This window comes from Burkholderia sp. AU31624 (assembly GCF_020420065.1).
Taxonomy (GTDB): domain Bacteria; phylum Pseudomonadota; class Gammaproteobacteria; order Burkholderiales; family Burkholderiaceae; genus Burkholderia.
In genome coordinates, this window is record NZ_JAIZRT010000002.1 from 444,537 (window position 1) to 461,627 (window position 17,091).

The 17,091-nt window shown below is 69.3% G+C and carries 14 protein-coding genes; 8 read left to right on the plus strand and 6 right to left on the minus strand.

Annotated features, from left to right (window positions below; genetic code table 11):
* Positions 1 to 23: 23 nt before the first annotated feature.
* Together LGM89_RS07300 and LGM89_RS07305 are read right to left on the minus strand one after the other, a co-directional pair.
* Positions 24 to 1,094 carry a VOC family protein gene (locus LGM89_RS07300; RefSeq protein WP_226205608.1) on the minus strand — a complete coding sequence of 357 codons (1,071 nt, stop codon included), beginning with the start codon at positions 1,092 to 1,094 and terminating at the stop codon, positions 24 to 26.
* Positions 1,085 to 2,776, minus strand: a complete 1,692-nt coding sequence (locus tag LGM89_RS07305) for a bifunctional 3-(3-hydroxy-phenyl)propionate/3-hydroxycinnamic acid hydroxylase (RefSeq protein ID WP_226273009.1) — start codon at positions 2,774 to 2,776, stop codon at positions 1,085 to 1,087. The genes LGM89_RS07300 and LGM89_RS07305 overlap by 10 nt, the downstream gene beginning before the upstream one ends.
* Positions 2,777 to 2,921: 145 nt before the next feature.
* Between LGM89_RS07305 and LGM89_RS07310 the strand changes: the two genes are divergently transcribed.
* Positions 2,922 to 3,662, plus strand: coding sequence for a TetR/AcrR family transcriptional regulator (locus LGM89_RS07310; RefSeq protein ID WP_089497609.1), 741 nt, complete (start codon positions 2,922 to 2,924; stop codon positions 3,660 to 3,662).
* Positions 3,663 to 3,758: 96 nt separating this feature from the next.
* Here LGM89_RS07310 and LGM89_RS07315 read toward each other — a convergent pair whose 3' ends face one another.
* Together LGM89_RS07315 and LGM89_RS07320 are read right to left on the minus strand one after the other, a co-directional pair.
* Entirely contained in the window at positions 3,759 to 4,793 is a 1,035-nt protein-coding gene (locus LGM89_RS07315) for a LysR family transcriptional regulator (protein WP_226272715.1), read from the minus strand.
* Positions 4,790 to 5,764: an AraC family transcriptional regulator gene (locus tag LGM89_RS07320; RefSeq protein ID WP_226272716.1), complete on the minus strand. Its 975-nt coding sequence runs from the start codon at positions 5,762 to 5,764 to the stop codon at positions 4,790 to 4,792. Before LGM89_RS07320 ends, LGM89_RS07315 begins: the two co-directional genes overlap by 4 nt.
* 150 nt (positions 5,765 to 5,914) lie before the next feature.
* On the opposite strand from LGM89_RS07320, the gene LGM89_RS07325 reads away from it, so the two are divergent.
* Together LGM89_RS07325 and LGM89_RS07330 are read left to right on the plus strand one after the other, a co-directional pair.
* Positions 5,915 to 7,030 carry an NAD/NADP-dependent octopine/nopaline dehydrogenase family protein gene (locus LGM89_RS07325; RefSeq protein WP_226272717.1) on the plus strand — a complete coding sequence of 372 codons (1,116 nt, stop codon included), beginning with the start codon at positions 5,915 to 5,917 and terminating at the stop codon, positions 7,028 to 7,030.
* Positions 7,027 to 8,037, plus strand: a complete 1,011-nt coding sequence (locus LGM89_RS07330) for a 3-hydroxybutyryl-CoA dehydrogenase (protein WP_226272718.1) — start codon at positions 7,027 to 7,029, stop codon at positions 8,035 to 8,037. The genes LGM89_RS07325 and LGM89_RS07330 overlap by 4 nt, the downstream gene beginning before the upstream one ends.
* A gap of 131 nt (positions 8,038 to 8,168) precedes the next feature.
* On the opposite strand, the gene LGM89_RS07335 is transcribed toward LGM89_RS07330, so the two are convergent.
* Together LGM89_RS07335 and LGM89_RS07340 are read right to left on the minus strand one after the other, a co-directional pair.
* Entirely contained in the window at positions 8,169 to 9,506 is a 1,338-nt protein-coding gene (locus tag LGM89_RS07335; RefSeq protein ID WP_226272719.1) for an MFS transporter, read from the minus strand.
* 144 nt (positions 9,507 to 9,650) lie between these two features.
* Positions 9,651 to 10,541 carry a LysR family transcriptional regulator gene (locus LGM89_RS07340; RefSeq protein ID WP_226272720.1) on the minus strand — a complete coding sequence of 297 codons (891 nt, stop codon included), beginning with the start codon at positions 10,539 to 10,541 and terminating at the stop codon, positions 9,651 to 9,653.
* A 101-nt stretch (positions 10,542 to 10,642) separates the two neighbouring features.
* On the opposite strand from LGM89_RS07340, the gene LGM89_RS07345 reads away from it, so the two are divergent.
* From LGM89_RS07345 to LGM89_RS07365, 5 genes are all read left to right on the plus strand, one after another.
* The gene (locus LGM89_RS07345; protein WP_226272721.1) at positions 10,643 to 12,196 is read left to right on the plus strand and encodes an AMP-binding protein; all 1,554 of its coding nucleotides are present in this window, start codon (positions 10,643 to 10,645) and stop codon (positions 12,194 to 12,196) included.
* An 11-nt stretch (positions 12,197 to 12,207) separates the two neighbouring features.
* On the plus strand, positions 12,208 to 13,395 hold the full coding sequence (locus tag LGM89_RS07350; protein ID WP_226272722.1) for an acyl-CoA dehydrogenase family protein: 1,188 nt from the start codon (positions 12,208 to 12,210) through the stop codon (positions 13,393 to 13,395).
* Positions 13,392 to 14,540: a CaiB/BaiF CoA transferase family protein gene (locus tag LGM89_RS07355; RefSeq protein WP_226272723.1), complete on the plus strand. Its 1,149-nt coding sequence runs from the start codon at positions 13,392 to 13,394 to the stop codon at positions 14,538 to 14,540. Before LGM89_RS07350 ends, LGM89_RS07355 begins: the two co-directional genes overlap by 4 nt.
* A 44-nt stretch (positions 14,541 to 14,584) precedes the next feature.
* Positions 14,585 to 15,883 (plus strand): MFS transporter, encoded by a 1,299-nt coding sequence (locus tag LGM89_RS07360; RefSeq protein ID WP_226272724.1) that lies wholly within the window; start codon positions 14,585 to 14,587, stop codon positions 15,881 to 15,883.
* A 119-nt stretch (positions 15,884 to 16,002) separates the two neighbouring features.
* Entirely contained in the window at positions 16,003 to 17,064 is a 1,062-nt protein-coding gene (locus tag LGM89_RS07365; RefSeq protein ID WP_226205627.1) for a porin, read from the plus strand.
* The last annotated feature ends 27 nt before the right edge of the window (positions 17,065 to 17,091 follow it).

The window sequence follows — 17,091 nt, forward strand, 5'->3', positions numbered from 1 at the left end:
TGGCTGGACGAATGGGCGCCGCGTCACGCAAACAGCCTGGCGAGCGCTTTCAGCTTGCCTACCGTCACGTCGGGGCTGCGCCGGAGACTGCGGACGAGCGCGGTCACGCTGGCGAGCGTGAATTTGGGTTGGGTGAAACTGCGCGGCATCGTCGGCCCCCACTGCGACATCGCTTCACGACTGACTGCATGCACACCCAGGGGCACCTCGGACGTGAACAGATCGCCGTCGCAGTAATGCTCGTGCTTGTCGCCCCACGGGTCTTGCCAATAGTCGAAGATCTGACTGCCGAGAATATGCCGCCCGATGCCCCATGCATGCCTCCATCCGTGGTCACGCAATACGCGCTGGCCCATGCCGACCGCATCGGCGTCCACGACTTCGTAAGCGCTATGGCTGTAGAGCGGTGCGAAACCCTGGGCCAGCGCGAGTGTGTGATGGTCCGTGGGGGTCGAGCCGAGATCGAGCCGCATGAACGTCACCGCGGGTGAACCGTCGGGAAGGAGTTGCACGTCGCTCGGGATGAACCCGAAATGCTGCGTGTACCACGCGCAGGTTTTCTGGAAATCCGCGAGTTCCAGCACCACGTGCCCGAGCTTGATGACTTCCGGCGGCCCCGACGGCGGGCGCTGCGTTTCGTTGATACGGGCGGCGGCCTGCGCCGTGTTGAACGGCAGGGGCGCCCGGTGCGGCAACGCGCCGGACAATGCCTGCCCGAACACGGCATCGACTCGGAAGCCGGACGGATCGACAAGCCGCACGCGTTGGCCGCCGCCCGGCGCATCGGCCCCCTCGATGTCCGATGCACCGGGCACGCGTGCCAGCGCATGCAGGTCTTCGATGCGATTCACACGCAAGCCGAAGCCGACGAAGCGGTCTCTGGACGCCTGCCGGACAACGTAACAGAATGGCGCCGGGTCCGTGCCGCGCAGGAACAACCGCTCGCTGTCACGCGAAACGGTACGTAGTCCGAAGTCGTTCAGGAATCGCTCGGCCTTGACGAGGTCCGTGCGATCGAAGATCAGGTACGCCAGGCCGGATGCTTTGGTCGTGGGGCGCGGATGACGTGCCGGTTGCGGTGTGGTCAGTTGCATGACGAAGGCCTCAGACGAGATTGAGCGGGTTCGGCTGCGGGTGGCATTGCACCGATTGGCGTGCCGAGTAAAGCCAGCGATTCCGCGATCAGACGATTCGCTTCACTCGCCGGCCCGTCGTGAACGATCACCCGGTCGGGACGCACAACGGCGGCCCAGCCGAACGGTGCGACGCGCGGCAGGAAGGCGCCCTCGAGATCCTCCCAACCGCCGTTCGGGCCAAGATGCAGCCGCTGCCCGCGATGCGCGATCTGGATAACCGTTCCGCCCGAGGCGGCAAATGCCGCGGCCGTCCGGGCATCGAGCGCCGCGCTTGCGTCGCGACCGAATCCGATCAAGGTGAGGCCCGTGCCGAGCACGTCGTCGCTCAGGCAGGCGCGGCCGTCGGCGCTGCGAACCCAGCCCTGCGGCACGACCGCGCCACGCACGAGACCGGATCGCGTGCGGCCTGCGACGAAGAGCCCGCGCCGGCAGATATTCCTGGGCTTGATCTCCAGTTCTTCGAAATAGGCGCGCCACTTCGGCACGAGCCGCGTTGCGCGCATCAGGCCGTGGGTGACAAGTGCGACGGCGGCGTTGCGCGGCATCACCAGCCTCCCCATGAGCCGTGCAAAGCGAATCATCGCCTTCACATGCGGCCGACGTTCCTGATCGTAAGTGGCGAGAATCCGCGGCGCTGCGTGCCCGTGAACGACGGCCGCGAGCTTCCAGCACACATTGGCGACGTCGCGCAGCCCGGCAACGAGTCCCTGCCCGACGAAGGGGGGCGTGATATGGGCTGCGTCGCCCGCGAGGAACACGCGTCCCTGGCTGAACGCCTTGACCGTCCGCGCGTGAAAGCGGTAGACCGCCTTGCGCTCGACCACCATGTTGTCGACATTGCCCCACGGCGCGAGCAACGCGCGGATGCGTGCGTCGGACTCCATCTCCTCACGCGTCTCGCCGGGCCGCAGCATGAATTCCCAGCGCTCGCGCGCGCCGGGTGCCGTCATGTGCGGCGTTGGCCGCCGGTGATCGCAAATGAATTCGATGTGGTCGATCGGGCGTGGCACGTGACGGGCGTCCACGATGAGCCAGTCTTCGACGAAAGTCTTGCCCTTGAATTCCTGACCGATCAATTGACGGACGAGCGAGCTCGCGCCGTCGGCGCCGATCAGGTAGCGCGCCTGGACATCATGAGTACGCCCCGGCCCGAGATCCAGCGTTGCAGTAATGGACTCCGGTCCCGATTCGATGCCGCGCAATGCGACGCCGAGCGCCACCCGCGCGCAGTCGTATTGCCGCAACCGGTGGCGCAGGCATCGCTCGAGGTCCGGTTGATAAAACGTCACCAGCTTCGGATGTCCATCGATGCTGCCCAGCGTATTGGCGTGACCAAACTCTCCAAGCAGCGGCGAACGCATCTTCACGCAGGGGATCGCCACGGTTTCCAGGTCGTGCTCGGTCACGCCGACGAGCTGAAGAATGCGCAGCGCCTCGTTGTCGAGCGCGATGGCCCGGGGCGCCATGTAGATGTCGGTCGCCTTGTCGACGACAAGCACATTCACGCCATCGCGCGCGAGCAGGTTGGCTGCGGCGGCACCCACCGGACCGAAGCCGACGATCAGCACGTCGACGCTCGAAGGCAAGCCTTCGGCGGCTTCCGGGCTGGGATGGTGCTCACCGTCGGGCTGGGCGCCCATCTGCGCATTTGTCTCCACAAGCACTCCATTGATTGATTCGTCCGGCTCGGTTCGGCCGATAAGTGACATTCAACTCATAACTGATGATTTTGTCAATTATGATGCTTGAACGTATACTCGGATTCCTCTGTCCGACCGACATGCCATGGCGAAATCACCCACGTCCCGTGTGGACAAGCGTCCCCCCGAGGCCATCCCAGACACGGCTGCTTCCGAACGCGAGCCGCGCGGCGCCCGCCGCAAGCGCGAAACGCGCGCCCGGTTGCTCGAAGCCGCGCTCAGGCTGATGGCAGAAAAAGGGGCGGAAGGTGTCGCCATCAATGAGATCACCGAGGCCGCGGATGTCGGCTTCGGCTCGTTCTACAACCACTTCGAATCGAAAGAAGCGATCTACACGGCGCTCGTGGACTGGGTGTTCGAGGATTTCGCCGATACGCTCGATCGTTGCGCCGCGGATTTATCGGATCCGGCCGAAGTCATTTCGGTGTCGGTGCGGCACACGCTGCTGCGCGCGCGTCGCGAACCGGTATGGGGGCAATTCCTGATCCGGGAAGGCTTGTCCGCGCGCGCGTTGAGCCAGGGGCTCGGTCAGCGGCTCCTGCGGGATGTGCAAAAAGGTGCCGCCGCCGGGCGGTTCGTCGTCGCGGATCCGCTGCTGTCGGTCCTTTCGGTGGGAGGCACGGTGCTCGCCGCGATTGCGGCGGACTTGCAGTTCGACGCGCCGGCCAACCCCATGGCGCGCGGGTTCGCGGCACTCGGATTCGGCAACGAAGATTTCCCCGAGCGCACGGCGACGGTGCTGCTGCAAGCGCTCGGGCTCGCACGTGCCGAGGCTGAGGAGATCGCTCGCCGGCCGTTGCCTGCCGTTCGACCGAGTCAAATGTAGTTTTCGACGTGTTGCGCTGCCCGTCGCAGCTTGCGACGCATCATGCAGCATCCAGTGCCAAATGATCGTGGCCGTCGGACCAGCCCGTCCGCGCCGCTATGCGCAGGCGGGCGGCTGCGGCGCGAGCCACGCGTCGAACGGCGCCAGCTCGCCGATGTTGAACAGTTCGAGCAGCAGCGCGCGCAGCCAGCGATGGCCGGGGTCGGCGTCGAAGCGCCGGTGCCAGTACGCGTTGACGGCCCATTCGCCCGCCCCGGCGATCTCGTACAGCGCGCACGGTTGCCGCGCCGCGAACGTGATCGCGATCGTCTCCGGCAGGATCAGCGCATAGTCGCCGCCCTGCAGCAGCGCGGGCACCACCATGAAATCGGGGAGCGCCGCGCGCACGCGCGGCATCAGCCCGTGCCGTTCCAGCAACTGCATCGATTGCGGATGCGACGTGACCGCGACGAAGCGCAGCGTGTCGGGCGCGTCGCCATCGAGCACGTAATCGTCGGATAGCGCGACGCGCTGCGCGGTGCGACGCGGCATCAGCAGCACGCAGCGCTCGTGCAGCAGCGCGGTGCGCTGGAAGTGGCTCGATGCGTCGGCGAAATGCCCGAGCGCGAAGTCGATACGCCCCGATTCGAGTGCGACGTTGAGCTGACATTCGTCGACGTGCAGCGTCTCGATCACCGCACCCGGCGCGCGGCGATCGAACGCGGCGAGCAGCGTCGGCAGAAACGCGCTCGCCGCGAAATCGCTCATGTGCAGGCGGAACACGCGTTGCGTGCTGTCGGGCGTGAAGCGCGAGCCTTCGTCGAGCACGTCCTGCAGGATCGCGAGCGCCTTGTCGACCGACAGCGCGAGCCGCTGCGCGCGCGGTGTCGGCTCGACGCCGGTGCCGGTGCGCACGAACAGCGCGTCGCGGAACATCAGCCGCAGCCGGCCGAGCGCGTAGCTGACGGACGGCTGCGTGACGCCGAGCCGCAGCGCCGCGCGGCCGACGTGCCGCTCCTCGTACACGGCGCGAAACGTCTTCAGCAAGTTGAGATCGAGATCCTGCACGCGCAGTTCGGACGGGTCGTTGTCGTGCGATGCGGGTTCGGTACGGGCCGGGGCCGCCGAACGGCCGGGTGCGGAGTGCGTCATCGGGGTTGCCTCGCGGTGACGGAAGGCGCGTGGCCGTAACGCCGCGCATACGCCTTCGCGAAATGGCCGAAGCCATGGATGCCGTGCGCGATCAGCACGTCGGTTACGCTGCGCGCGTCGCCGCGTTGCAGCGCCGCGTGCACGGCGGCGAGCCGGCATTCGCGCACGTACGCGGCCGGCGTGGTGTGCAGGAACGCGCGGAACGCGTGCTGCAGCGTGCGCGGCGCGACGCCCGCGACCGCGGCCAGCGCGGCGAGTGCGAGCGGTTCGCCGAGGTGCGCGTTGACGTGATCGCACGCGCGCCGCACGTGCGCCGGTAGCGGCGGCGTGCCGCGCGTGAGCGCATCGCTGTACGAATGCGGCAGGTGCGTGAGCAGCAGTGACATCAGCCACGCAGTGAGGTCGGCACCGAAGGTCGTCGCGGCCGTGCCGAGGCCCGGCTGCGCGCCGAGCCGGCACAGGTATTCGAAGGTCGGCAGCAGCAGCGCGGCGCCCGCGCCGGCACCGCCGGCCGCGAGATCGAACTGCAGCGGCCGCGTGAGCGTGGCTTGCAGCATGTCCTGCAACTTGCGTTCGAGCGCGCCGCGTTCGAGCCGCAGCACGAGGTTGCGGCAATCGGGGCTCGTGCTCAGGCGGCTCGCGAGCGCCGGTGACGACACGGTCAGCTCGCCGGGGCCGGCGCGCGCAATGACGCTGCCGGCCTGCAGCTCGCATGCACCGGCGAGCGTCAGCCTGAACAGGAAGTGCTCGGCGTCGTCGCCGAAATCGATGCGCGTTTCGCGGCCATAGCAGAGTTCGAGCAGCGCGCCGTGATGCAGCGGCACTTCGTACAGCTCCGCATGAAACGGATCACGGCCACGCGCGGCCATCCGGTGCGGCCCGAGCCGATGGGCGACCGCGCGTTCGACTTCGTCGGGGGCGTGCAGCGCGCCGAGCCGGTTCGGCGCATGGCGGGACAGGGCGATATCCATTCACGGACCTCGTAGCGGATGCGGCGAGCGCGGCGGCATGCGGATCGCCGTGATTGCGTTGCGCGAACGGGCGTGCCGTTGCGCGTTCTGAAGCGACGCGGTGAAAGCGCCCGCGTAGTCTCGGAAACACTCAATCACCGGGAGAAGACGATGAAGGTATGTGTTCTGGGCGGCGGCCACGGCTGCCACGCGGCGGCGATCGACCTGCTCGAGAAAGGCCATGACGTGACGTGGTGGCGGCGCGACCGCGAGCCGCATGCACGGCTGCGCGAGCTCGGCGTACTGAGCGTGACCGACTATCGCGGCACGCGCGCGGTACCGCTCGGCGAGGCGCCGGGTGCGATCCGCCTGACCAGCGAGCTCGCGGCCGCGCTGCGCGGTGCGCAACTCGTCGTGGTGCCGCTGCCGGCTACGTCGCACGACGCGCTCGCCGCGCAGGTCGCGCCGTTGCTGGAGGACGGCCAGGTCGTGTTCCTGCCGCCCGGCACGTTCGGCAGCGTCGTGTTCGCGCAGGCGACGGCCGATGCCGGCAACCGTTCGCGCGTCGCGTTCGCCGAGACGGGCACGCTGCCGTATCTGGTGCGCAAGCATGGCGACAACGACGTCGTGATCAGCGCGTACGCGACGCGCTTGCCGACCGGTGTGTTGCCGGCGAATGCGGCCGGCTGGGCGTTCGACGTGTTGCGCGCGGGCTATCCGTCGGTCGAGCCGGTCGAGGATGCGTTGTCCGGCGCGCTGATGAACGCGGGGCCCGTGATCCATCCGCCGCTGATCCTGATGAACGCCGGGCCGCTCGAACACTTCGACGCATGGGACATCCACAACGAAGGCACGCAGCCGTCGATCCGCCGCGTGACGAACGCGCTGGATGCCGAACGCATCGCGGTGCGCGAAGCGCTCGGCTACCGCGCGCCGCATTTCCCGCTCGCGGATCACTACGCGGCCGATGGCGACGAATGGATGTACGGGCGCGGCGCGCACGGCAAGCTGACCGATAGCGGCGACTGGCGCGAGAAGATCGATCTGCGTGCCCATCGCTACATGCTCGAGGACACCCGGCTCGGGCTGTCGTTCATCGTGTCGTGCGGGCGCTGGGCCGGCGTGCCGACGCCGGTCGCGCAGGGGCTGCTGAGCATCGCGAGCGCGGTTGCCGTACGCGACCTGTATGCGGAAGGGCGCACGCTGGAGCGGCTCGGGATCGCGGCGCTGTCGAAGGACGCGATGCGTGCGCTGCTCGACAACGGAGTCGCGGGAGTATCAGCATGAGCGCGGCCGCCGATGTGACGCATGTACACGTGCTCGGCGCGGGGCGCATGGGGCAGGGAATCGCGCTCGTGTTTGCCTTTGCCGGAATCGACGTGACGCTGATCGACTTCAAGCGACGCGATGCGGCTGGCCAACGCGCCTTCGACGATCGCACGCGCGACGAGATCGCCAGGCCGCTGCAGGCGCAGGTTGCGCTCGGCCGCATCGATGCCGCGCAGGCCGATGCGGTCGTCTCGCGCATCGAGATCGTTTCTCGGGATGGCGCGGCCGATGCGGTGCGCGATGCAGAGGTCGTGTTCGAGGCGCTGCCCGAAGTGCTCGACGCGAAGGCCGACGCGCTGCGCTGGCTTGGCGAGCATGTCGATGCGCGCGCAACGATTGCGTCGACCACGTCGACGTTCGTCGTCACGGAATTGCAGCGCCATGTCGTGCACCCCGAACGGATGCTGAACGCGCACTGGCTGAATCCTGCATTGCTGATGCCGCTCGTCGAGATCAGCCGCAGCGACACAACTGCCCAGTCGGTGGTCGACGCGCTGGCCGCGCTGCTCGAACGCGTCGGCAAGAAGCCGGTGATCTGCGGGCCGGCGCCCGGCTACATCGTGCCGCGCATCCAGGCGCTCGCGATGAACGAGGCCGCGCGGATGGTCGAGGAGGGCGTCGCAAGCGCGGAGGATATCGACACGGCCATCCGCACCGGCTTCGGCCCGCGCTTCGCGGTGCTCGGGCTGCTCGAATTCATCGACTGGGGCGGCTGCGACATCCTGTACTACGCGTCGAAGTATCTGGCCGGCGAGATCGGCCCGCGCTTCGCGCCGGCCGCGAGCGTCGTGCGCAACATGGAAGCCGGGCGCGATGGCGTGCGCACGGGGGCCGGCTTCCACGACTATGCGGACGTGGACGTGCCCGCGTACATGCGGCAGCGGCTCGGTGAATTCGCGCGGTTGCTCGATCATCTGGGATTGGCGCCGGTGTTCGACGGCGGGCGAAGCAGGCAGGACGCGTAGCCCGGACGTCGATGTCGCGCGCGCTCGCGGTGCCACGAAAGCGCGCACGTGGCACCGCGAGCCGGTGTGTCCGACACCCGCCGGCAAGCGCACGGGCACGGATGCGGATGCGGCCGGCATGTGCCGCATGCTCATGCCGTATCGCCGCGCGTGCCGGCGTCGGGCGCGACGCGCGTCTCGCGCATCACGCACAGCGTCGCGACGGTCACGAGGCCGAGCGCAACGAGGAACAGCGAGACGGGCCACGACGCGTGATAGCGCGCGAGCAGCGCGGTCGCGATCAGCGGCGACATCCCGCCCGCGAAGATCGATGCGACTTCATGCCCGAGCGCGACGCCCGAGTAACGGACCTCGGTGCTGAACAGCTCGCCGACGAGCGCGGGCAGCGTGCCGATCATCGCGCCGTGACTCACGGCGGTGCCGACCGTGAGCGCGAGCCACACGAGCGGCGTCACGCGCGTGTCGAGCAGCCAGAAGAACGGGAACGCGCACGCGACGAGGCTCAGCGCGCCGATCAGGTACACGGGCTTGCGGCCGATCCGGTCGGACAGCTTGCCCCACGCGAGCATCGCGCCCATCTCGACAATCATCGCGATCATCACGCCGGTCAGCATCACGCCGTTCGGGATGCCGACGTATTTGCCGTAGACGAGCGAGAACGCGAGGAAGATATAAGCGCCGCCGTTCTCGGCCACGCGCAGCCCCATCGCGAGCAGGATTTCCTTCGGATGGCGACGAATGCATTCGACGATCGGCAGGTGCGTGTGCGCGCCGCGCTTGCCGGCCTGCTCGAAGTCGCGGCTTTCCGGCAGATGGCGGCGGATATAGATGCCGATCGCGAAGATCACGACGCTCGCGAGGAACGGCAGCCGCCAGCCCCACGTGCGGAACGCGTCGTCCGGCAGCGCCTGCGCGGCGAGAAACGCGGCCGACGACAGCACGAACCCGCCGCCCACGCCGAGCTGGCTCCATGCGGCGTAGTAGCCGCGCTGTTCCGGCGGCGCGTTCTCACTGATCATCAGCACGCCGCCGCCCCATTCGCCGCCGGACGCGATGCCTTGCAGCAGGCGCAGCACGACGAGCGCGGCGGGCGCCCACACGCCGATCTGCGCATAGGTCGGCAGCAGGCCGATCGCGAAGGTCGACGCGCCCATGATCAGCAGCGTCCACACGAGCGACGCCTTGCGCCCGTAGCGATCGCCGACGTGGCCGAACACGATCCCGCCGAGCGGCCGCGCGACGAAGCCCAGCGCGAAGGCCGCGAACGCGGCGAGGCTGCCCGTGAGCGCCGATGCGCCGGGCGGGAAGAACACATGGCCGAACACGAGCGCCGCGGCCGTGCCGTACACGAAAAAGTCGTACCACTCCATCGCGTTGCCGGCGACGGAGGCGATGACGATTCGGCGCAGCTGCCGGTCGGCGAGCGGCCGGGCGGCGCTCGGGGATTGCATGATGTCGGTCGGGACCATGGCGGACTCTGAAGGGGAGGCGGGCGCGTGCCGTCTGAGCAGCACTGCGGGCTAGTGTTGTCGGCACCGTGCCCCCGGTCAAATCCGCAGAAAAAGGGGAGGGTCATCACTCCCGCTGATGATGGTCGCGGCGCTTCCCCGCGCCTACCCCACGCTTTCCCGCAGCAGCGCGATCATCCGCTGCGCCAGCGGCGGCACGTACGCGCCTGCCCGGTGCATCGCGCCGATGCGGCGGTCCAGGTCGAGCTCGCCGGCCCGCAGGTCGAGCGCGCGCAACCCGGTCACCTGGTCGAGCGCATCCGCGCCGCCGACGCATAGCAGCGGCGTGCCGCGCAACAGCTGCAGCAGCGACGTATTGCCGAAATCGGTCTCGATGCGCAGGCGCGGCGCGGGCAGGCCGCGTGCGCGGAACGCGTCGTCGATTCGGTGCCGCACGGGAATCGTCGCTTCCGGCAGCAGCCATTCTTGGTCGGCGAGATCCGCGAGCGTGAGCCCGCGCTTGCGCTGCAGCGGGTGCGCGGTGTCGGCGAGCACCGCCAGCCGGTCGTCGAACAGCGCGATGGTGTCGAGGCCGGCGTCCGGCTGCTGCGGTTCGGGCGCGACGACGAGATCGAGCTCGCCGGCCGCGAGCAGGTCGAGCAGTTCGCGCGCGAGCCGGCAGCGCAGCCGCAGCCGCGCGGCCGGCCGTTCGCGGATCAGTTGCCGGCACGCACCGAGCACGAACGCATTGGGCACGGTCGGCGAGTAGCCGATCCGCACCACGCCCTGTTCGCCACCGCGGATCGCGCGCATCTCCTGCATCGCGTCGTCGAACTCGAGTGCGATCCGCTGCGCGCGCGCGACGAAGCGTGCGCCGGCCGGTGTCGGCGTCATCCCGTTCGCGGTGCGCTCGAACAGCGTCACGCCGACTTGCCCCTCCAGCCGCTGCACGGCTTTCGTGAGCGCCGGCTGCGACAGCCCCAGCGCCTCGGCGGCCTTGCCGATGCTGCCGTGCCGCTCGACGGCCAGCAGGTACTCCAGATCGCGCGTGTCCATCGGGGGATTCCTGACGGTTATGACTTTATATCCGGTGATGCATTGTGGTGATGCCTGGGCATCTTACAGACTGGCGGCACTGTTCGACCAGGAGAATCGTTTTGAGCTTCGCCTACTTCCTGCGGCGCGCGGCCCGTTACTGGGGCAGCCAGCCCGCCGTGATCCACCGCGACCGTGCCGTCACGTATCGCCAGCTCGACGAGCGCTCGACCCGGCTCGCGAACGCGCTGCGCGGCCTCGGCTTCGCGCCCGGTACCCGCATCGCCGTGCAGGCGCGCAACTGCATCGAGCTCGTCGAGATCGAATGCGCGCTGTACAAGGCCGGCTTCGTGAAAGCCGCGCTGAATCCGCGCTTCACGGCGGCCGAGGCGGCCGACGTCGTCGGCAACTGCGCACCCGCCGCGTTCATCGGCGGGCGCGGCTACACGGATTACACGCCCGATTCGCCGGGCTTTGCGTCGGTCGAGCGGTTCGTGTCGATCGGCGGTGCGACGACCGGCTATCTCGACTACGACACGCTGGTCGCGAAGGGCGGCGATACGCCGCCCGACTATCAGCCGGCGCCGGACGACCTCGCCGTGCTGCATTTCTCGTCCGGCTCGACGGGGCGCATCAAGGCCGCGATGCAGAGCTACGGCAACCGGCTCGCGTCGCTGCGCAAGATCGTGCTGGGGATGGATCGCCCCGCGCAGCCTGGCGACCGGCTCGCGCTGATCGGCCCGATCACGCATGCGTCCGGGATGCTGATGCAGCCGTACCTGTTCTGCGGCGCGACGCTCGTGCTGTTCGACGCGTTCGAGCCCGCGCATTTCCTCGCCGAGGTCGCGCGCCAGCGCATCACGCACACGTTCATGGTGCCGGCGATGGTCAACATGCTGCTGAACGCGCCCGAGCTCGCGCAGGCCGACCTGCGCAGCCTGAAGGTGCTCGGCTACGGCGCGGCGCCGATGGCGCCGGCGCGCATCGAGGAAGCATGGGCGCGCATCGGCCCCGTGCTGTCGCAAGGCTATGGCGCGAGCGAATCGACGTCGGGCGTCACGCGGCTCGGCATCGCCGACCACGCGCACGCGCTGCTGCACGACCGCGAGCGGCTCGCGTCGTGCGGCCGGCCACTCGGCGAAACCGAGGTGCGGGTGGTCGATGTCGACGGGCGCGAAGTCGAAGGCGACGCGATCGGCGAGATCGTGATTCGCGGCGCGGACGTGTTCCAGGGCTACTGGAATGCGCCGGAGCTGACGCGCGAGGTGCTGGTCGACGGCTGGCTGCACACGGGCGACCTCGCGCGTACCGATCGCGACGGCTTCATCTATCTGGTCGACCGCAAGCACGACATGATCATCTCGGGCGGCTTCAACGTGTATCCGACCGAAGTCGAAGCGGCGCTGTACCGGCACGAAGGCGTGCTCGAGGCGTGCGTGGTCGGCGTGCCCGACGACAAGTGGGGCGAGGCCGTGAAGGCGGTGGTCGTGCTGCGTGCCGGCCGTGATGCGCAGGAGAACGATCTGGTCGCGCACTGCCGCGCGCAGCTCGCCGACTACAAGCTGCCGCGCTCCATCGATTTCGTCGCCGAGCTGCCGAAGAACGCGAACGGCAAGATCGCCCGCAAGCTCGTGCGCGAGCCGTACTGGCGCGGTGTCGCGCGCCGCGTCAACTGAAGGAATCCGCCATGTTCGATCATCTGCAACGCCCTGAATTCGTCGCGCTGCGCGCGGCCGTGCTGCGCTTCGTCGACGACGAACTGCGCCCGATCGAGCGCGAGCTGCGGCTCGACTCGGAAGACGTGTGGCCGCGCGACGTGCTGCGCCGCGTCTGGCAACGCTCGGCCGCGCTCGGCTTCTACACGGCGAGCTTGCCCGTCGAGATCGGCGGGCAGGGGCTGTCGATTGCCGAGGTGTGCGCGCTGAAGGCCGACCTCGCCGCGAGCGGCGCGGCGCTCGCACCGCACGTGCTCGGCGAACTCGGCGGGCCGCCGCGCGTCGGCAACATGCTGAAGTACGCGACGCCCGCGCAGCTCGAGCGCTATTTCAAGCCGGTGATGCGCGGCGAGAAATCGACGTGCTTCGCGCTGACCGAACCGCACTCGGGCTCCGACGCGATGAGCATCCGCACCACGGCGGTCGAGGACGGCGATGCGCTCGTGATCAACGGCACGAAGCACTACATCAGCGGCGCGCCGTTCGCCGATTTCGCGATCGTGATGTGCGTGACCGATGCGTCCGCGACGCCGCCGCAGATCACGGCCGTGCTGGTCGATCTCGACCTGCCCGGCGTGAGCGTCGAGCACGAATACGTGCCGATGTCCGGCCAGCACATCGATGCGGACCTCCGCTTCGTCGACGTGCGCGTGCCGCGCGAGAACGTGTTCGGCGGGCTCGGTAACGGCTTCCGGCTCGGCATGTCGCGCATCAACGTGAACCGGCTGCTGCATTGCCCGACGATGCTCGGCCTCGCGATGTCGGCGTACCGCGCGTCGCTCGATTACGCACGCACGCGCCGGCAGTTCGGCGGCCCGATCGCGCGGTTCCAGGCGATTCAGCACATGCTCGCCGACATGGCCGCCGCGCTGTGGGCATGCGAAAGCATGATCGCGCATACGGCCGCGCTCGCCGATGCGGGCGCCGACCTGCGGATGACGGCCGCCGCCTGCAAGCTCTACGTGTCGGAGCGCTGCTTCGAGGTCGCGGACAAGGCAGTGCAGATCCACGGCAACGTCGGCGTCACGCGCGGCCACCCGGTCGAGCAGACGTTCCGCAAGCTGCGGATGTTCCGGATCCTGACCGGCACCAGCGAGATCCAGCGCAACACGATCGCGAAGGCGATTCTCGAGCCGGCCGGCGCGGGAGGCGCTGCATGACGGCCCGCGACGACGCACGTGGCGCGTGGCCCGCCGCCGATGAGGGCGACGCACCGGCCTGGTCGTGCCTGCGCGGCGTGCGGATCGTCGATGCCGGCCAGCTGCTGCCCGGCCCGCATGCGTGCGCGTTGCTGCGCCAGCTCGGCGCCGACGTGATCAAGGTCGAGCCGCCGGGCGGCGACGCGTTGCGCCAGTTCGGCGCCGACACGTTCGCGCAGTTCAACCGCGGCAAGCGCTCGATCGTGCTCGACCTGAAGACGCCCGACGGCCGCGCACGCTTTCTCGATCTCGTGCGCGACGCCGATGCGGTGGTCGAAGGCAACCGGCCCGGCGTGATGGCGCGGCTCGGGCTCGGCTACGACGTGCTGGCGCACGCGAACCCGCGCGTCGTGCTGTGCTCGATCACCGGCTACGGGCAGGACGGCCCGTATGCGAACCGTCCCGGTCACGACCTGAACTTCCTGGCCGACGCCGGTTACTGGTCGGTGCCCGCGCAGTTGCATGACACCGTCTCGCGGCCGCGCGTGCGGCTGGCCGACCATGCGGCCGCGTTGCACGCCGCGCTCGCGCTGGCGGTCGCCGTGATGAGCGCACGCGCGAGCGGGCGCGGCCAGCATCTCGACGTGTCGATCCACGACGCGATCTTCGCGTGGACCGCACCGGCCGCGTGGGCGCTGCGCACCGGCCGCGATACGCCCGACACGGCGCGCTGGGTGATGCCCGACAACGACCTGTTCGAGACCGCCGACGGCCGGCACATCGTGCTCGCGACGCTCGAGGACAAGTTCTGGGCCGCGTTTGCCGATGCGCTCGGCGACGCGTATCCGGCGCTGCGCGAACCGCGTTTCGCGCAGCGCGCGGGCCGGCAACAGCATCGGCACGCGCTGGGCGCGCTGCTGCGCGCGACCTTCGCTACGCGCCCGCAGGACGACTGGATGCGCGTGCTCGGCACGCTCGGGCTGCCAGTGTCGCGCGTGCCCGACGCGAGCGCGGTGTTCGACGATCCGCACGTGCGCGAACGCGGCGTCGCCCGCGAGGTGGCGGCCGACCGGTCGCTCGCGGTGCGCTTCCCGGTGAAGTTCTCGCTCGGCCTGCCGGACGGTGACGACCGGGTGCCGGCGCCCGGCGAGCACGGCGGCGGATAGCGCGACGCCACCGGCCGCCGACGACAAATACACAGGAGACAGCCATGACGAATGGTGCGCAGTACCGCCCCGGACGGGCGTGGTCCATCGCGACGATGCTCGCGCTGATGATGCTGGTGAATTTTCTCGACAAGGTCGTGCTCGGCCTCGTGTCGGTGCCGATGATGCGCGACCTGCATCTGAGCCCGACGCAGTTCGGCGTGATCGGCGGCAGCCTCAACTGGCTGTTCGCGGTCGCGGCGGTCGCGGGCGGTATCGCCGCGAACCGCTGGCCCGCGAAATGGCTGCTGTTCGCGATGGCGGCCGCATGGGCGCTGCTGCAACTGCCGATGCTCGTCGCAAGCTCGATCTGGGTCGTCATCGCGTGCCGCGTGCTGCTCGGCATCGGCGAAGGGCCCGCGTCGCCGGTCGCGACGCACGCGATCTACAAATGGTTTCCCGATACGCGGCGCAATCTCCCGGTCGCGCTGCTGCACCAGGGCAGCGCGCTCGGCCTGCTGATCGCGGGGCTCGCGATTCCGGTCGTCACGTCGCACTGGGGCTGGCGCGCGAACTTCGCGGTGCTGGCGGTGCTCGGGGCCGTGTGGTGCATCGCGTGGGCGGTGCTCGGCGAGGAGGGCACGCTGTCGCGCGGCCCGCGTGCGGCCGGCGGCGAGCGCGTGCCGTACGGGCGGCTGCTGACCGACCGCACGGTGCTCGGCAACTTCCTCGGCCATTTCGCGGCGAACTGGATTCTCGCGATGACGCTCACGTGGATGCCGACCTACCTGCAGCTCGGGCTCGGCTTCGGGCCGCACGAGGCGGGGCGCATGTTCGCGCTGTTCGTTGCGGTCACGTCGCCGCTCAGTCTCGCGCTGGCCTGGCTGTCGCAAACCTTGCTTGCACGCGGCATGCCGTCGCGCCACGGGCGCGGCACGTTCATCGCCGTCACGCTCGCCATTGCCGGCGCGATGCTCGCCATGCTGCCGGTGCCGGAGCTGCCGCGCGCCGCGAAGCTCGTGCTGCTGACGCTCGGCAGCGGCCTGACGCTGACGATGTACTCGATCGGCCCCGCGATGCTCGCCGAGGTGACGCCCGACGCGCAGCGCGGCGGCGTGCTCGCGCTCAGCAACGGCTTCGCGTCGCTCGCGGGCCTCGGCGCGCCGGTCGTTACCGGGATGCTGATCGAGGCGAGCGGCGCGTCGGTCGCGCGCGGTTTCGAACAGGCGGGCGTCGTGTGCGGCGTCGTGTTGATCGCGTGCGGCGTGCTCGGCGCCTGGTGCCTCGATCCGCAGCGTTCGCTGCGGCGCCTCGCGGGCGACACGGAGCGTGCCGCGCCGACGGTCGGCGCGTGCGGCCGCTAGCGCGTGCCGCGCACATCGCATTGCATCGCATTCGGCGTACGGCCCGCCAGCCGGGCCGCGGCGCCTTTCGACGGGAGCAGTACCACGAAACGCCGCGCGACGACGCGGCAGGAGGAGACATGAAGAAGATGATCGCGGCGGCGCTGATCGGCACGCTGTGGGGAAGCGCGCACGCGCAGTCGAGCGTGACGCTGTTCGGCCAGGTCGGCGGCGGCGTGCGATGGGTCAACGGGCAACAGGGCGGCAGCCAGGTGGGCTTCAATGGCACCAACATCATCGCCGGCAACGAGTTCGGGATTCGCGGCAAGGAGGACCTGGGCGGCGGCACGACCGCGCTGTTCGTCCTCGACGGCGCGTACAACACCGGTACAGGCGCGTTGAAGACGCCGGGCACGCTGTTCTCGCAGGCCGCGTATGTCGGCGTGTCGGGCGCGTTCGGGCGATTCACGTTCGGCCGCCAGTTCAATGCGGCCGAGGATCTCGGCATCGCACTCGATCCGCTCGGCGGGCGCGGGCAATCGCTGGCGGTCGAGCCGGGCGTGCAGTTCGCGGGCAACTTCTTCACGCTCGATTCGCGCTTCAACAACACGATCAAGTATCTCGGCCAGGCGGGCGGCCTGAGGTTCGGCGCGAGCTATTCGCCGGGTGGGGTCGCGGGCAACACGCGCGCCGGGACGAATTTCTCGGCGGCGGCAATGTATTCGTTCGCGAACGTGATGGGTGGCGCGTCCTATTCGAAGACGTACAGCGCCGACGGCACGCAATCCGCGCAGACGATCCAGACGGGCGGCACATTGCAGTTCGGGCCCGCGCGCCTGTATGCCAGCTACGCGTCGCTGGCCGTGACCGCACAACGCGCCGGCGCGCCGACGCGACACGACGATATTCCGTCGCTCGCGCTGCTCGTGCAGGCGACGCCGCGGTTGCAGTTTTCCGCAGCGGGCTTCTACGACATCGCGCGCCGCATCGGCAACGTCCCGGGTGCCGACGGCAACAAGCTGACGGTCTACGCGGTTGCCGAGTACTTCCTGTCGAAGCGCACCGAACTGTACGTCGAACTCGATCGCAACGGCATGACGGGCGCCTATATGCGCGACCCCGTGACGCGTGCCGCTTTGGGTTTGCGACCGGGCGCGAGTGCGACGACCGGCGCGACGCTCGGGATGATGACGCGCTTCTGAACGCGGCGTTTTTCTCATTATACGAAA

Excerpts from the sequence above, each read along its gene's own strand:
- LGM89_RS07300 (WP_226205608.1), bottom strand. The coding sequence starts at position 1,094 with ATGCAACTGACCACACCGCAACCGGCACGTCATCCGCGCCCCACGACC.
- LGM89_RS07305 (WP_226273009.1), bottom strand. The coding sequence starts at position 2,776 with ATGGGCGCCCAGCCCGACGGTGAGCACCATCCCAGCCCGGAAGCCGCC.
- LGM89_RS07310 (WP_089497609.1), top strand. The coding sequence starts at position 2,922 with ATGGCGAAATCACCCACGTCCCGTGTGGACAAGCGTCCCCCCGAGGCC.
- LGM89_RS07315 (WP_226272715.1), bottom strand. The coding sequence starts at position 4,793 with ATGACGCACTCCGCACCCGGCCGTTCGGCGGCCCCGGCCCGTACCGAA.
- LGM89_RS07320 (WP_226272716.1), bottom strand. The coding sequence starts at position 5,764 with ATGGATATCGCCCTGTCCCGCCATGCGCCGAACCGGCTCGGCGCGCTG.
- LGM89_RS07325 (WP_226272717.1), top strand. The coding sequence starts at position 5,915 with ATGAAGGTATGTGTTCTGGGCGGCGGCCACGGCTGCCACGCGGCGGCG.
- LGM89_RS07330 (WP_226272718.1), top strand. The coding sequence starts at position 7,027 with ATGAGCGCGGCCGCCGATGTGACGCATGTACACGTGCTCGGCGCGGGG.
- LGM89_RS07335 (WP_226272719.1), bottom strand. The coding sequence starts at position 9,506 with ATGGTCCCGACCGACATCATGCAATCCCCGAGCGCCGCCCGGCCGCTC.
- LGM89_RS07340 (WP_226272720.1), bottom strand. The coding sequence starts at position 10,541 with ATGGACACGCGCGATCTGGAGTACCTGCTGGCCGTCGAGCGGCACGGC.
- LGM89_RS07350 (WP_226272722.1), top strand. The coding sequence starts at position 12,208 with ATGTTCGATCATCTGCAACGCCCTGAATTCGTCGCGCTGCGCGCGGCC.
- LGM89_RS07355 (WP_226272723.1), top strand. The coding sequence starts at position 13,392 with ATGACGGCCCGCGACGACGCACGTGGCGCGTGGCCCGCCGCCGATGAG.
- LGM89_RS07360 (WP_226272724.1), top strand. The coding sequence starts at position 14,585 with ATGACGAATGGTGCGCAGTACCGCCCCGGACGGGCGTGGTCCATCGCG.
- LGM89_RS07365 (WP_226205627.1), top strand. The coding sequence starts at position 16,003 with ATGAAGAAGATGATCGCGGCGGCGCTGATCGGCACGCTGTGGGGAAGC.